Below are 15698 nucleotides of genomic sequence, written 5' to 3'. Positions count from 1 at the left end.
GCCGAAACGATCACCGATGGCGGGACGTTGACCGGTGGTGACATGGAAAGGAGCAGAGAGCGCGATCGGACCGGCAACGCAGTCATCAACTGGATGGAGAACCTGAGCGAGGCGGCCTACGCGTACCTCCTGTTGCTTCCCGCGTTCGCGCTGCTAGCGCTGATCGCGTTCTACCCGCTGCTCCGAACGTTCGTCATGTCGTTGCGCGCCGACCAGACGCGTGGCATAGATCCGCTCGGTGCGTTCGTGGGCGTCGAAAACTACGTCGACATCCTCACCGGCAACGCCCGGCTGGCCCGGCAGTTCCTCGACGTGGGGCTGACGTCGTCGTTTCCCTTCGTCGAACTCGGGACTCAGTTCTTCCAGCAGGCGCTTTTCGTCACGCTCGCGTTCGCAGTTATCAGCGTCGTCCTCGAGACGGTGATTGGGTTCGGGCAAGCATACGTGCTCGACCAGGATTTCAGAGGCCGACGCTGGGTCCGCGTCGCAATCATCCTTCCGTGGGCAGTCCCGATCGTCATTCAGGGGATGATCTTCTTCCTGTTGTTCCAGCCGACAGTCGGGTTCGGCTCCGACCTCATGCAGAGTCTCGGCATCTTTAGCGCGACACCGCTCGCGAACAGCAGGGACGCCTTCATCATCATCCTCGTGGCCGACATCTGGAAGTCGTCGGCGTTCATGGCGCTGCTGATCCTGGCCGGACTCCAAAGCATCGACCGAAGTCTGTACGACGTCGCACGTGTGGCAGGGGCCTCGCCGTGGCAGCGGTTCAAGATGATAACGCTCCCGCTGGTGATGCCGGCGTTGCTGGTCGCGATGCTGTTCCGCACGATGGACGCGATGCGGGTGTTCGGCCTGATCGAGTCGACCGCCGGCTGTACGACGGTCCCGTCGCTTACGTGTCTGGTCGTCGAGGCGATGTTCGGCGGGACCCGAATTTTCGCGACGGCCGCCGCCGTCGCCTTCGCGACGGCGCTCGTCATCGGCCTGATCATCTCGATCTACGTACTGCTCTTCCGTGACACCGAAGGAGGAATGTACTGATGCCTGATCGAAACGATTCCACTGATCCGACGAACGACACAGAATCGAACGACACTGACGGTATCGGCGACGGCGGAGGTGATCCGCCACGTGATCCGACGCTTCACCGACCCGACGGCGGGACCACGGTCCTCGAGGACGACCGCGACGCGGAACTCGACCGCGGCCCGCTCCAGCAGTGGGCGGCCAATTCCATCTCCCACCCTGAGCGGGTGTACCGCGCGATGTTCTACGTAGCGGCGATCTTCTTCCTCTTCACGACGCTGTTCCCGTTCTACTGGCTGCTGATGGTCGCACTGACGCCGGAAGGGCAGCTTCAGGACATCGTCTTCACGCCGAACGGCTTCAATCCCGGCGCGTTCGTGGAAGTGTTCCAGGTCATCCCCTTCCACGTGTACATGTTCAACAGCTTCGTGATCGCGCTCGGGTCGACCATCGTCGTCCTCGTCATCGCCAGCCTCGCCGGCTACGCCTTCGGCCGCCTCCAGTTCCCCGGCCGAACGCCGCTCATGCTGCTGGTACTGGTTATTTCCTTTTTCCCACCGGCGGCCTTCTTCATTCCGCTGAACGACCTCTTCAATACCTCCTTCGCGTTCCTCAGACCGATCACCGGCGACGGAACCCTCTACAACACGCCGTTCGCCCTCGTGACGCCACTGTCGGCCATCTTCATGCCGCTCGCGATCTTCATTCTGACGACGTTCTATGGACAGATTCCCGACGGTCTGGAGGACGCCGCGCGCGTCGAGGGAACGACTCGTCTGGGCGCGCTGTTCCGGGTCATCATTCCCCTGTCGGCACCCGGCGTAGCCACTGCGGGCGTGTTGACCTTCATCGCGGTCTACAACGAGTTCTTCTTCTCGTTTCTCATGACGGACGGTCAGCCCGAAAACTGGGCACCGATACTCGACGGCATCCTGGCCTATCAGGGCCAGTACCAGGTGTTGTACAACCTCATGGCCGCAGCGAGCATCCTCGGGGTGATCCCCGTCGCGATTCTCGTGGTCATCGCACAGGAAAAGATCGTCAGCGGGCTCACCGCGGGCGCACTCAAAGAGTAAGACAATGGCACGAGTACGACTCGAGAACGTAACGAAACGCTACGATGACGTCACCGCGGTCGACGACGTAAGTATGGAGATCGAAGACGGGGAATTCGTCACCTTCGTCGGTCCCTCTGGCTGTGGGAAGTCGACGACGATGGAAGCGGTCGCCGGGCTCACACAGCCGACCGAGGGGCGCGTGTACATCGGCGACGACGACGTGACGAACCTCGCGCCGAAGGATCGAGGCGTCGCGATGGTCTTCCAGAACATCGCGCTGTTCCCGCACATGGACGTCTACGAGAACATCTCGTTCGGGCTTCGACTTCGCAAGTACGACGACGAAGAGGTCCGTCGACGCGTCGAGCAAGCCGCCGACATCGTCCAGCTCGAGGGGATGCTCGATCGCATGCCCGACGAGATGTCCGGCGGCCAGCGCCAGCGAGTCGCGATCGCCCGCGCGATCGTACGGAATCCCGACGTCTTCCTGATGGACGAGCCGCTGGCCAACTTAGACGCGAAGCTACGGGTCCACATGCGGACCGAGCTCCAGCGCCTCCACCGGGAGCTGGGGACTACGATCATCTACGTCACCCACGACCAGGCCGAGGCGATGACGATGTCCAACCGGATCGCCGTCCTCAACGACGGGAGACTCCAGCAGATCGCCCCCCCACTGACCTGTTACAATCAACCGGCGAACCTGTTCGTCGCCGGGTTTATCGGCTCGCCATCGATGAACTTCATCGAGGGAGAACTGGTCGAGGACGGTCTCGAGACGAGAAACTTCACCGTGGAGCTCGATCCGACACGTCTCCAGAGTCTGTCTGTCGGCGACGCCGTCACACTGGGCGTTAGACCAGAGGACGTCCACCTTACCAGGTACGCGGACTCGCTCGCCTCCGCAACGAGTCCGATCGACGCCCGCACGGACGTGCTCGAACCGATGGGTGACGAGGTGTTCATCTACCTCCTGCTTTCCGAAGGCGCAGCAGGATCGATGGAAGAAGATCCCGCCACGTCGCCGAACCAGTTACTGATGAGTGTCACTCCCGACACGGAAATCGAGGCGGAACAGGACGTCGAGGTCGTGCTCGACCGGTCGAAGATACACCTATTCGATTCGGCCACGGGCGATGCGCTGGTCCACGGTCTGACAGATCTACCGAGCGGAGAGCCTGGTACAACCAGGTCAGAAGCCGACTGAGTCGTACGATGCTACCGGCCAGGCCGTTCTCGGGCCGATCTGTTTCGGTCGGCGATGGACGGAAGTCGCTCGAGCGAAAAGCTCTACTATAGCTAGAGGAGGGGTGTATTTGACCGATTCGAGACCATCGCAGACGACCATGATCACAGTTACATGATGCGAGATCGATCCGACATCGAAACCGGCATCGTTGGCCTCGGCAACATCGGCCAGTACCACGCCGAGAGGCTCGTCGATCTCGGCGTGACACTCGCCGGTGGGATGGACGTCGCCGCCGAAGCGAGGACGCGATTTGCCCGCCGGTACGACGTTGACGTTTACGACGACCATCAGGAACTGTACGATACCATCGACGCCGTTATCATCACAACGCCGAACAAGTATCACGAGAAGTACGCGGTCGACGCGTTCGAACAGGACCTCCACGTCTTGCTCGAGAAGCCGCTGGGCCACTCGATAGAGAGCGCACAGCGGATCGCCGACGCTGCCGAGCAGTCGAACGGGTTCTCCATGGTAGGGTTTAACAACCGATTCGCGAACACCGTCGAAATTGTCAAAAACAGGATGGATAGGGGCGCCCTCGGAACCGTCTCCCACATCGAGGCGAACTACGTCCGGCGGCGAGGGATCCCCGGACGGGGATCGTGGTTCACCCGCCGCCAGATCGCGGGCGGCGGGGCGCTAATCGATCTCGGGGTCCACGCAATCGACCTCGCACTGTATCTGCTCGATTACCCCGACGTTACGGAAGTAAGCGGCGTCACCCGCAGCGAGTTCGGAAGCCGCGAGGAATACGCCTACCTCGACATGTGGGCCGACGACGCTGGCCCGGATGGGTTCGACGTCGACGATTCCGCCACCGCCTTCATCCGTTGTGCGGAAAACCGAACGATTTCGCTCGAGGTTGCGTGGGCAACGAACCGGCCTGCAACCCACGAATTCATCGCCCGCGGGACCGATGCGGCGGCCCGGTTCGACCTCCTCGAGGGAGATCTCTCCATCTATTCTGCGAGCAAAGCCGGTGCCGACCACCTCGAGGATACGACCATCGAAACGCGCCAGAACGATACGCACTCGGACGAACAGCGGGCGTTTTTCGACCGAATCCTCGGAAAGCAAGACGGGGGAAGTACCGTCGAGGAGGCGCTTACCGTCCAATCAGTCATCGGTGCTATCTACGACTCGAGCGAGGAAGGCCGAACGATTACGATCGACGAGTGAGTGCTTCTCACGGGAGAAAGAGGCGACAAATCACTGTGGAAGGCGGAGAATCACAGAAACGAGTGTTCCGCTCGGGCGGTCGGGGCGTCCACGCCCCCTGATGGCTGCCGACGTCGTCCGAAAGACATCGTCTTTCGATCGACGCCGTTCGCACCACGGGACGGCGGTAGACAGGACTCGGGAAAATGTCGTGATATCGGCCGTTCCGGCCGGTGGCGTTCGAAGGAGCAGTTTCGTGCACGACGTTTACGGACGGGTGCCGCGTAGGTCCGTCCATGGAAACCCCACCCGAACTGGAAGATGCGGTGAGCGGCCAGGATGACATCGCGATCAGCAACCGAGAGTACGAAGACGAAAGCATCATCGCCGTCGATTTCGGCCCAATTGCCGGCGAACCGTCGGTCGACGTCGTCGGAGGAACGGCGATCGTCACCGTCGATGAAAGGCAATTCGAGTTCGACGTTCCGGCGGATGCGAGCGACGTGGCCGTCAACGACGGCGTTCTGACGATCAGGGATTGATCGACCGGTTCCTGCACCCGTTTTATTTCCCCGGCTGTCGTCGCATCTCCCATGGATATCGGCGTTCACACCCCGCCACTCGCCGACGAACCGCTCGAGAGTGCGCTGCCATATCTCGACGAGCAAGGCGTCAGCGCGATAGAACCGGGCGTCGGCGGCCATCCGGGACAGGACCACCTCGTCCGATCCGAATACCTCGACGATGAGAGCGAACAGGCCGAGCTACGCGATCTGCTCGACGAATACGATATGCACATTAGCGCGCTGGCTACCCACAACAACCCGCTCCATCCCGACGAAGAACGGGCGACGCGGTCGGACACCGAACTCCGCGAGGCGATACGGCTGGCCGCCCAGCTCGAGGTCGACGCAGTCACCTGTTTTTCGGGCCTCCCGGCCGGCAGTCCGGACGACGAGGTGCCAAACTGGATCACGGCACCTTGGCCGCCCGAACACGACGAGGCCCTCGACTACCAGTGGGAACGAGCTATCGAGTACTGGAGCGAGATCGCCGACTACGCCGACGACCACGAGGTGGACGTCGCGATCGAGATGCACCCGAACATGCTGATCTACGAGCCACACGGGATGGCGCGACTCCGAGAGGAGACCGGTAAACGGATCGGATCGAACTTCGATCCCTCCCATCTATACTGGCAGGGTATCACGATCACCGATGCGATCCGTTATCTGGGTGAGCGGGATGCGATCCATCACGTACACGCCAAAGATACCATGATCTACGAGGCACAGTCCCGCGAGAAGGGCGTCCTGGATACGACGTCGTATCAAGACGAGCCGAACCGATCGTGGCTGTTCCGGACCGTCGGGTACGGTCACGATGAATCCCACTGGAAGGACATCGTTTCGACGCTCAGGATGGTCGGCTACGACGGCACGATGAGCATCGAACACGAAGACTCGCTGACCAGTTCCTGCGAAGGGCTCGAGAAGGCGATCGATCTGCTCGAACGGGCGGTATTCGAAACGCGACCAGACGAAGCATACTGGACCGACTGACGTCCGCACACAGTTAAAGCAGTGCGATCACCGCGTGTAAATCCCGTGTCGATTACTCCTCGATGGGATTGTTGACCGAGTCGCTCGACGACTGTTCCCGAACTTCGACATCTGTTCCGTTACGGACGACAATCTCGTACCCCTCGTACTCGAGCGTTACAACCACGTTACTGGCGGTATCGCCGGTCGTCCGGAACAGTTCATCGAGTGCCTCGGGGTTGACGACCGTAAACAACGGGTCGTACGCCGGGGGTTCGATCGCAGTCACATCGACGCCCTCGTGCACAGCGATTGACTCGACGATGGCCCGGGACGGTGGAACCGAACCATCGGTGGGCGATAGGTCGTCCTGTGAGGACATACTATCGTCTAGAATAGTCTAGCGGATAAGGGTGATGGCAAATATCCCAATCTGATAAACGCTGGTAATATATCGTGCAGAAACGCATTACTCGGGCGTCTCGCCTCGAGCTCGCTCGAACATTTCGATCGCTTGGATTCGTCGAGCGGCATGATCGACGATCGGAGCCGGGTATTCTGGGGCGAGTCGTTCTCGTTCGGCCGACTCGAGGTCGTGCCACCCGTGGATTGCATCAGTCGGTACGTCGGACAGTTCGGCGACGTATTCGCGAACGTACTTGGCGTCCGGATCGTACTCGCCACCCTGTTTCAGGGGGTTGAACACGCGAAAGTACGGCTGAGCGTCCGTGCCGGTCGACGCCGCCCATTGCCAACCGCCGACGTCGCTCGCGGTGTCGTGATCAGCGAGTAGTTGCCGGAACCAGTCGTACCCCAGGCGCCAGTCGAGCAGGAGGTCTTTGGTTAGAAACGAGGCGACCAGCATGCGAACGCGATTGTGCATCCAGCCCTCCTCTCGGAGCTGACGCATCCCAGCATCGACGATCGGATATCCCGTCTCGCCGGCCTTCCACGCCTCGAGCGCGGTTGGATCGTCGCGCCACTCGATGTCGTTCGCATAGCCGCTGAAGTTGTCGGAGACTATCTCCGGATTGAACGCCAGAACGTGTACGTAGAACTCCCGCCAGGCGAGCTGGCGCTGGAACTCGCGGACGCTCTCGCGGTCCCCGTCGGAGTCCGTTTCGGCGACGGCTCGCTCGGTCGCCGCGTACAGCACCCGCGGGCCGATCGTCCCCCACTTGAGGTGTGGTGAAAGACGCGACGTCCCCGTAGCAGCTGGATACTCGCGTTCGTCGGCGTATCGATAGATCTGCCCGGAGCAAAAGTCGGCGACCCGATCGCGTGCGGCCGCCATGGTTACGGGCTGGGGCGTCGCGTCCGGTTCGTCGAATTCGAGATCGTCGAGCGTCGGAAGCGGGTCACCCGTCACGTCCGCGAGATCGTCCGCATCGGGTTCATCGACAGGATCCCGTTTGTCCCTGTCTCGCCACTTCTTCCAGAAGTAAGAAAACACCGAGTAGTGGTCACCCTGATTCGGCGTAATCGTGCCCGGTTCGTGATGAACCGCGTCGTGAACCGACTCATACGTAACGAAAGCGTCCTCAAGCGCGGCGCGCACCGCTCGGTCGCGGTCACGTGCGAGGCCGCTGTAATCGGCATTCCAGACGACCCTCGATGCGTCGTACTCAGCGGCGATTCGTGGCACGGCTCCGCTCGCCTCACCCTCGACGACGACGAGATCGCTCCCGAGTTCCCGGTATCGCATCCGGAGCGCCTCGAGAGCCTCGCACAAACATGCGATGCGGACGGGCGAAGCGTATTCGAGAACGGTTGGATCGAAAACGAATAGCGGGACGACCGGCTCGTCGGTCGCCGCAGCTCGTGCGAGTCCGCGGTTGTCCGTCGTACGGAGATCCCGACGGTGCCAATGAACGATCACGGTTACACTGGACGTCCGAGTGAGGAAAGAATGTACGGTACCTGCGAAGTCAATTACGCAGCCGCCCCGGCACAATCGGACTCGGAGAATCGGTCCAGCGGACCGAGGAAACGGCAACGTGAGTTGCGGAATCTCGAGTCTACGTCTCAGATGGTCCCACGAGTCGGTCGACCGCCGAGCGGAATCCCTGACTCGTGCGGTACCACAGCCAGCAACCGACGGCTGCGGTGAACAACGAACCCGCTACGATACCGAGTGATGCGGAAAGATATGCCGTCGCACCGTCGCCCGAAACCGCAAAGACGTTCGCCGGATTGTCGTGAATGAAAAAGAAGTACGTCACGAACCAGGCGTTCGTAAGCATCGTCGAGACGAGCACCGGTGGGCCATACGCAAAGTTCCTGACCCAGATCAGACCGATCGCGATCGACGGCCCGACGAAACCGACGATAGCCATAAACGCGGGTTGTCCCTGCGTAAACGACGTACCCACCATCGACTGGGCGAGCCCGAACAATCCACAGAGCGCCAGATAGATGAGAAATGGCGTCGTGACGATGATTCGTTGATCCACGTCGTATCCTGGTGACCTGTTCATCTTAACTGTTATTACCAGACAACCGAGAAACCGTGGCGAGATCCGACGTGGTCACCACCGGCGGCGGCCGAGCGGGACGCATAAGGCATCACGAGCGAGAAAGACGACCGATGACTGTCGAGACCGTTTCGCGGATCGCCATCGGCGGGGATGTGCCGGAGGGAGCCAACAGTGCGTACCTCGTCGACGACCGTGTTATCGTTGATCCCGGTCCGCCGACTGACCACGCCTGGCACACGTTACAGAATGGACTCGACCGGGCCGACGTCGACCGCCTCGATATCGAGTACGTTCTCGTCACGCACTGGCACGCCGATCACGCAGGCCTCGCTCCCAGACTCGCCGAGGAAGCGGATGCGACCCTCGCCATGGGTGCCGACGACGCGCCGCTGATCGGCGACTACGCTGGCGCGCGCGAGCGCCGCCTCGAGCGAGATGGGTCGGTGATGCGACGTCTCGGGGTGCCAGAACGTATTGTCGCGAACGTCATCGCGAACGACACCGTATCCGCGATTCCCGACAGAACGCCCGTCGAACGACTCAGGGATGGAGAGACCGTCGCGGGGCTCGACGTCGTCGCGACGCCCGGCCACACGCTTGGCCACACTGCCTTCGCAGGGGACGGATTCCTGCTGGTCGGCGACGCCATATTGCCGACGACGACTCCGAACGTCGGAGGCAGCGACACTCGAACCCTCCAACCAGAGGTGAGCGGGTCGCCGTCGGTCCGGGGCGGCGACGACAGACTGATCGATCGCGATCCGCTTGCGGCATTCCGGACGACGTTGAACCGTCTCGCGAATCGGCCCGAGCGGCTCCTGCCCGGCCACGGAGCCACAGTCGAACCCGCCCGGGTGTCGGAAATTCTTGATCACCATCGAGCCCGCTCCCGACGGGTGTTCGAGGCGCTCGAGGCTCGAAAACAGGCGACGCCGTGGGACATCGCTTGCGATCTGTTCGGCGACCTCGAGGGGATCCACGTCAAGTTCGGCGCTGGCGAAGCAGCAGCACACCTGCAGGCACTCGAGCGCGAAGGGAGAGTCGAGCGGGCTACAAACGATCCGGTTCGGTACGGACTCACCGTCACGCGCTCGTAAACCGTGAGACTGCACCGGAACTATAAGGTCTGATTACCTCCGAAAACGGATTTTGACGGACTATCAGATCGCGTGATTCTCTTGGTAATCGAATAATAACGAATTGTGATATTCGCAACTGAACGGCTATGAGGGGTCAGGAGAGAAAAACCGATACCGCGCGAACGACGATACTGAACGCGCTCGAGACGGTGTTTTGTCGCCGCAGCGACGGAACGGTCATCGAAGAGTGTCGACGGTGTGGGATGACACTCGAGTCGACGCAGTCGGCGTGTCCTGCATGTGGCGCACGTGACATCGCGAAATATCGTATCAAGTAAACGCCCCGTCAGTCAGCAAAGCGGTGACGAGAACGACAATTCACTCGCGGTAACCCAATGGGATTTATCCTCGACGATTCGGTTGGGATTTACTCGCGACTCGATCGGGGTTTGTTCACGAGTCGGTGGGATTCGCTCACGACTCGATCGGGATTCCATCGGTCACGATCCCGTCTCGTCGTCCGTCTAGTATCGAAAAGTGATCCATCCGCCGCGTTTCGAGCCAGTAGAGGAGTCGTTCAGCCCACTCGAGCTTGCGAGCCTTCGTCCGGTCTACCGTGGGGTCGTCGAAATCCCAGCCGACGAAAACGAGTTCGGCGGCGCCGAAGTGGTCCGCGAGAAACGCCGCTCGATCACCGTCGGTGAAGCCGCCAAAGTTTCGGACGATCCCGCGAGGTTCGGTCTGAGTCGTCGGCAGAACGTACTCGTGACGGCAGTTCGGGACGACGTTCCGAATCGCGTCGAGGTTGTCACCATGGCCGTGGACCGCGACCGGAACGCCCGCGTCGGTGAGTCGTTCGACGGTTTCCGGGTTCTTGTCGAGGTCCGTCACCATGCACTCGACGTCGATATCCTCGGATACGAGGACGTCCACGGCGGTCGACGCCGCGAGGACGACGTCGGCATCGCGTACACGGTCGAGGTTTCGGTCCGTCTCGAGCGACGGACCGGCTCCCGCTACGGCGACGGTTGCATCTCGAAGAATCGCCAGTTCGGCGGGATCGTAGGTTTCCTCGAGAAGCGATTCGAGACGCTCCCGTCCTCGTTCGTCGCCGGTTCGATCGTAGCCGAAATCGTCGAGAATTGCCTCGTAGACGGGTTCCCACTCGTCGAACTCCATGTGTATTGTCGATTATCGTCGCGCTATCGGTTTGTGTGTTCGGTGTCACGCGGTGGCACACCCAATCGGTTCCGATCACGACGACGAGGCTCGGTAGTCGTCACTGATCGACAGAGGTCCGCAATAATTCCGTGTTGTGGGCCGGGGGTCGCCTCCAAAGTACCCCTACCCGGGAGGCCGCCCGGCGTCCACTCCCTCTTTTCTAAGCATCCGGTATAAGCTTTCTCTTAACGCAGTACTTCTGATAGCTTCGCACCGAGCTTACCGAGAGTCCCCCTCTCAGCGGCGAACCGACCTGCGATATCGGAAACGGCTTTCGTCGAACCCACGAGTAAGAGCCGGTCATCACCCACACGACGGACGACCGTATCGTGTTCCGCGGCGACCGACCGCAATCGATCGCTCGCGTCCAAACCGAGACTGTCTATCTCTATCAATTGCGACTGCCGTTCGTCAGCGAAGGCGGGATCGATACCTCGCTCTCGAAGCTGAGACCTGAATTCGCGCGTCGATTGGACGTCAAGTTGCGAGAGCGTAATTCCGTCGGCGGATGCACTCGAGCGCGCAGTAAACGCTTCACCCACGAGAGCCGCATCTCGCGTTTCGGCCACGTCGTGGGTCCTGATCACGTGTGCGCCTCGCTCGATGGCCATCGAAGTCGCTGCGAGACTGACCGGCAACCGTTTATCCGTCTCGCGGTCCGCTATTTCGCCCAAGAAATTCTTTCGGTTGATCGAGACGAGCATCGGTTGGCCGAGCGCTCGGAATTCTCGAAGACGACGGAAGGTGTTCCGATCGTCCTCGAGCGTCTTCGCGTCGCTCCAGCTGCCGAAAGCGGGGTCGACGATCGTCTTGTCCGTTAGTCCGTTTTGTTTGAGCGCTTCGAAAACGGCGTCGACGTAGTCCGAACGTCTCGCCCACGTTGGCGACTTTCGAGATGACCAGTCGGTTTCCTCGACGGCACCCGGCCGTTCGAGGTCCGGCGGACTCGCCATCTTCGCGACGGCAACGTCGTACTCCTCGCAAACGGTCGGCATTGCGGGGTCAGCGAACCCGCAAATGTCGTTGACCATGTCGAACCCCTGCGAGAGCGCCTCGTCGGCCACCGCAGCGTAGCGCGTCTCGATCGAGAAGATCGCATCCCCCGACACGCTCTCGATCGTTTCGAGTGCAACGTGAAGTCGTTCGAGTTCTTCGTCGGCGGAAAGTACATCGAATCGCTTGTTGGCCGATTCGAGGCCGATATCGACGATGTCAGCGCCTTCGCCGATCAAGTCCTCGTCGACGTAGCGCGCCGCCTCGCCTGGATCGTCGTAGACGCTCGGATCGTAGGGGGACTCCTCGCTGACGTTCAACACGCCCATAATCCGGGGCGGGTAGTCGTCACCGATCCCCAGGCCGGCGGCATCGACGCTGTTCATACCTCGTCTGTGAAGGCGAAGCAAAAAGGCCCCGCGATTCCGGCGAACCAGTCTTACTCGTCCTCGAGGACGGCCAGCCGTGAATCACGAAGGAGGACCTTCTTGACGATCGACGGGTTCTCGAGCAAGCGGTGTTTCGCGTGTGCACCGCGTCCGCGACCGCGCCCCTCTCGCTCGGACTGGATCACGTTGAGGAAGTTTTGTTCCTGGAGGATTTCCTGGACGCGACGTTCCGAGAGGACGTCGAAGTCGAGCTGGCGAGCGACCTCCTTGTACTGGTTGTAGATGATCTTCGTCGGAAACTCCTTCTCGGAGCTGTTTTCGGTAAGCAGAGTCAACGAATAGAGTATCGCTTTCGCTTGCTGCGGTGACCCTTCGATCAACTCGTTGAAACGGTCGGCTTCGGTCTTTTCCTTTGCATCTCGGACGTGATCTGCGGTCACACGGGTGTCGTTTCGTTTCTTTGCGATCCGACCTGCGTTACGAAGAATGTCGATCGCTTTGCGTGCGTCACCGTGTTCCTGGGCCGCTAGAGCGGCCGTCAGTGGAATGACGTCGTCGGATAACACCCCGTCGTGAAAGGCGTCGCGACGTTTCTCGAGGATTTCGACGAGCTGGTTGGCGTCGTACGGCGAAAAGACGAGCTCATCCCGCGAGAGGCTCGATTTCACGCGCTCCGAAAGGTGATCCGGAAAATCGATCTTGTTCGAGATACCGATGATACCGATGCTCGAGTCGGAGATACGCCGGTTTTCGCCGGCCCGAGAGAGCTTTCGGAGGACCTCGTCGTCCTCGAGCATATCGATTTCGTCGAGGATAACGATGGTGACGTCAGTGCAGTGGTCGATGGCCTGCCAAAGGCGCTTGTAATAATCGCCAGTTCCGAGGCCGCGGTCGGGGACCGTAACCCCGCTCGTCTCCGAGACGTTGACGATCTGAGCGATCGTCTTGACTATCGACGCCTCCGTATTCTGTTCGCCGCAATCGATGAAAGCGTACTTCACGGTGACGTCGTCGTGCTGGGCTTCGGTTATCACCCGCTGGGTAACCGACCGCGAGATAAGCGATTTACCGGTGCCGGTCTTGCCGAATATAAACAAGTGGTTGGGCTCGCTCCCGAAAATTGCCGGATTCAGGGCGTCCGCAACCCGTTGCATTTGCTCGTCACGACCGACGATCCGGTCTGGACCTGGAAGGTGCGTGATCTCGAGCAGGCGCTCGTCGGCGAAGACGGGATCGTCGTACCGAAAGAGCGGGTCTCGATCGTCGTTGGCGGACATTGCAGTATCCCGCCCTACCAACCGGATTGGAATAAAGGTGTGGAGATCGATCGCGGATGTAAATTCACCGTCAGAGCGACTCGAGTCGGGAACCGCGGGCGCGTGGCTGTGAGAGTAACGGTTCGCTGCCCTCGCGCTTCTAACGCCGAGGAATGGAGAGAAGCGGGACGGACACCCCCGTCGCGGATGTAAAGCCGGATCGTCTCAATCTAGAAATCGCCACACTTCAGCCGGTTCCACGGTCTGCGTTCCGCTCCGGTTACGTGGACAGTCTCTCTCGAAGGCGTCGAAATACCGATTGTAGAACGAACGTCGACGTACCGCGTTCACGACAAACCGGTTATGATTACGGGACACACACCCCCGTCGCGTTTGTAACGGTGAACAGGGGGTGGTGGCAGAAGTTATTCGTCCGTAGTGTGACGTGTACCCCCATCACAGACGACTTTTTTCACCCGCGATACAGGTGTGTTCCACATCACCACCTCCGTCCATGAGAAGCCTTACAAACGCGAGGGGGGTGTGTCCGTGTCCCACCCGTTTCGATCCGATCGACGGGCACCGGTATTCACAGCAAATGTGTCGAACAGCTATTCACAGCAAATGTGTCGGACGGCATTTCTATTGCGGCAGTTAGTTGTATCCATCAAATATCTCTCAGCATCGCTTCATCAGTATCTCTCTTCACATCCGAAGATCATATCCACCACACGCCCTCACACAACACAACTAACGAGACAGTGCGATCGACAATCCGTCTCAATTAACGTGTATGATAATCACACGCATCTAACATGCTCAAATCGCATTACTGTAGTATAGTATAACTAGTATACATTCAACTACTAGTTTCAACTAGGATACTAACTAGTAACTAGAACTGTTCGCAAGTGCAGCTACTAACTGGAACTGTTCGCAAAGTGTTGCAGCGATCATCGAAATGATTCAACTTGCGCAGAGAGAGAAATAAGAATTCGAGGGACATCGGGTCGGAAATCAGGAGCCGTCGAGATACGCTAGGTCGCGAACGCGCTCTTTTTTGCGCTCCCGTTTTGAGTATCAGTCAGAGTATGTTCGCACGTATCGCCACGACGTCTTTCTCAGCGTTCGCAGCAGCCATCGTATCAGCACTGGAACCAATAGTCGGACACTCGTATCCGCTCCAGCCGTCGGATCGACGACCGAGTACCAATGACTGAGGAACCGTCCACCGCCCTCAACATCACGGATCGAACGTCGCCTGCCGTTGCAGTCGTCGACGCCCAGTCGCCCGGAAACGTCGGGACAATCGCTCGCGCCATGAAGAATTTCGGCTTCGAGGAACTGTTGCTGGTCGATCCCCCCGAACTCGACCCCGACGGCGAAGCCTACGGCTTCGCAGGCCACGCTCGAGAGGACGTGCTCCCCGGTGCCGACGAGATCAGTTTCGAGTCCCTCGTCGAGAACTACCATACGGTCGGCTGTACGGCAGTGACGAACGAGGACGACAGCAGCCACGTTCGGTTTCCGTACACGACCCCGGCCGACCTGGCCGACCGATTGCCATCTGTCGAGGCATCGACTGCGCTCGTGTTCGGTCGCGAGCGCGTCGGATTGACGAACGAGGAACTCGCCCGAATCGACGAAATTTGCTCGATTCCCGCGAATGCCGACTACCCCGTTTTGAATCTCGGACAGGCCGCTACGATTACCTTGTACGAACTTCGCACGCTCACGCTCGGAGACGAGACGCAGTTGCCTGACATAGAGCGCGTCCGCGCACCCGAACCGACTCTCGAACGGTTCTACGACCAGTGGGCTGCGCTGCTCGAGGAAATCAATCACCCGAAAGAAAAACGCGAGAAGACGATGCGGATGGTACGTCGCGTGTTCGGTCGGGCCGATCTGACCGAACGCGAGGCGAACACGCTGCTCGGGCTCCTCCGACGAGCAACCGAACGGCCGGCGGACGAGTGACTACGGGCGGACGATTAGTCAATCGCAGCGACAAAAGTACGACTGGACGCAACTGGACGAACACCCATTCGAATGCGACTGATGGTTCCCGTGAGTCACTTTCGCAGAAGGCAACTCGAAGCAGAATGTCGCAGAAGGCAACTCGAAGCAGAATGTCGCAGAAGGCAACTCGAAGCAGAATGTCGGATTCGGGGATTCGAGTCGGTCGAGTAGACAAACAACGATCGACTGGATGGTCGTCCACTCTCGAGTCAGTAGCCGTTCCGGTCCG

14 protein-coding genes are annotated in these 15698 nt (G+C 60.1%); 8 read left to right on the top strand and 6 right to left on the bottom strand.

Annotated elements, in window-relative coordinates:
- Positions 1-42 precede the first annotated feature (42 nt).
- The 6 genes from HYG82_RS22995 to HYG82_RS22970 all read left to right on the top strand — a co-directional run bounded on the left by HYG82_RS22995 (position 43) and on the right by HYG82_RS22970 (position 6056).
- A complete protein-coding gene (locus HYG82_RS22995) occupies positions 43-1044 on the top strand; it encodes a carbohydrate ABC transporter permease (protein WP_425495416.1) in 1002 nt (333 codons plus the stop codon).
- Complete coding sequence (locus HYG82_RS22990) at positions 1044-2105, top strand: carbohydrate ABC transporter permease (RefSeq protein ID WP_179259477.1); 1062 nt, start codon at positions 1044-1046, stop codon at positions 2103-2105. The genes HYG82_RS22995 and HYG82_RS22990 overlap by 1 nt, the downstream gene beginning before the upstream one ends.
- 4 nt (positions 2106-2109) lie before the next feature.
- Positions 2110-3294 carry an ABC transporter ATP-binding protein gene (locus HYG82_RS22985; RefSeq protein ID WP_179259476.1) on the top strand — a complete coding sequence of 395 codons (1185 nt, stop codon included), beginning with the start codon at positions 2110-2112 and terminating at the stop codon, positions 3292-3294.
- Between the two features lie 153 nt (positions 3295-3447).
- A complete protein-coding gene (locus tag HYG82_RS22980; protein ID WP_179259475.1) occupies positions 3448-4515 on the top strand; it encodes a Gfo/Idh/MocA family protein in 1068 nt (355 codons plus the stop codon).
- Between the two features lie 275 nt (positions 4516-4790).
- A complete protein-coding gene (locus HYG82_RS22975) occupies positions 4791-5036 on the top strand; it encodes a DUF7127 family protein (protein WP_179259474.1) in 246 nt (81 codons plus the stop codon).
- 51 nt (positions 5037-5087) lie between these two features.
- Positions 5088-6056, top strand: a complete 969-nt coding sequence (locus HYG82_RS22970; protein WP_179259473.1) for a sugar phosphate isomerase/epimerase family protein — start codon at positions 5088-5090, stop codon at positions 6054-6056.
- 52 nt (positions 6057-6108) lie between these two features.
- Here HYG82_RS22970 and HYG82_RS22965 read toward each other — a convergent pair whose 3' ends face one another.
- From HYG82_RS22965 to HYG82_RS22955, 3 genes are all read right to left on the bottom strand, one after another.
- On the bottom strand, positions 6109-6417 hold the full coding sequence (locus HYG82_RS22965) for a HalOD1 output domain-containing protein (RefSeq protein WP_179259472.1): 309 nt from the start codon (positions 6415-6417) through the stop codon (positions 6109-6111).
- Positions 6418-6504: 87 nt separating this feature from the next.
- Positions 6505-7914, bottom strand: coding sequence for a cryptochrome/photolyase family protein (locus tag HYG82_RS22960; RefSeq protein WP_179259471.1), 1410 nt, complete (start codon positions 7912-7914; stop codon positions 6505-6507).
- A 139-nt stretch (positions 7915-8053) separates the two neighbouring features.
- Entirely contained in the window at positions 8054-8512 is a 459-nt protein-coding gene (locus HYG82_RS22955; protein WP_235217799.1) for a hypothetical protein, read from the bottom strand.
- A gap of 110 nt (positions 8513-8622) precedes the next feature.
- Between HYG82_RS22955 and HYG82_RS22950 the strand changes: the two genes are divergently transcribed.
- Positions 8623-9609, top strand: coding sequence for an MBL fold metallo-hydrolase (locus tag HYG82_RS22950; protein ID WP_179259470.1), 987 nt, complete (start codon positions 8623-8625; stop codon positions 9607-9609).
- A gap of 456 nt (positions 9610-10065) precedes the next feature.
- Here HYG82_RS22950 and HYG82_RS22945 read toward each other — a convergent pair whose 3' ends face one another.
- The 3 genes from HYG82_RS22945 to HYG82_RS22935 form a co-directional block, all read right to left on the bottom strand.
- A complete protein-coding gene (locus tag HYG82_RS22945; protein WP_179259469.1) occupies positions 10066-10770 on the bottom strand; it encodes a 6-hydroxymethylpterin diphosphokinase MptE-like protein in 705 nt (234 codons plus the stop codon).
- A gap of 227 nt (positions 10771-10997) precedes the next feature.
- Complete coding sequence (gene folP / locus HYG82_RS22940) at positions 10998-12191, bottom strand: dihydropteroate synthase (RefSeq protein WP_179259468.1); 1194 nt, start codon at positions 12189-12191, stop codon at positions 10998-11000.
- A 53-nt stretch (positions 12192-12244) separates the two neighbouring features.
- Positions 12245-13471: a Cdc6/Cdc18 family protein gene (locus HYG82_RS22935; protein WP_179259467.1), complete on the bottom strand. Its 1227-nt coding sequence runs from the start codon at positions 13469-13471 to the stop codon at positions 12245-12247.
- A 1191-nt stretch (positions 13472-14662) separates the two neighbouring features.
- Here HYG82_RS22935 and HYG82_RS22930 point away from each other — a divergent pair.
- Positions 14663-15427, top strand: a complete 765-nt coding sequence (locus HYG82_RS22930) for an RNA methyltransferase (RefSeq protein WP_179259466.1) — start codon at positions 14663-14665, stop codon at positions 15425-15427.
- Positions 15428-15698: the final 271 nt, after the last annotated feature.

The sequence above is a fragment of the Natrinema halophilum genome, assembly GCF_013402815.2.
Lineage (GTDB): Archaea > Halobacteriota > Halobacteria > Halobacteriales > Natrialbaceae > Natrinema > Natrinema halophilum.
Note: the sequence above shows the minus strand (reverse complement) of the source record. Positions and strands in the feature narration are given on the sequence as shown.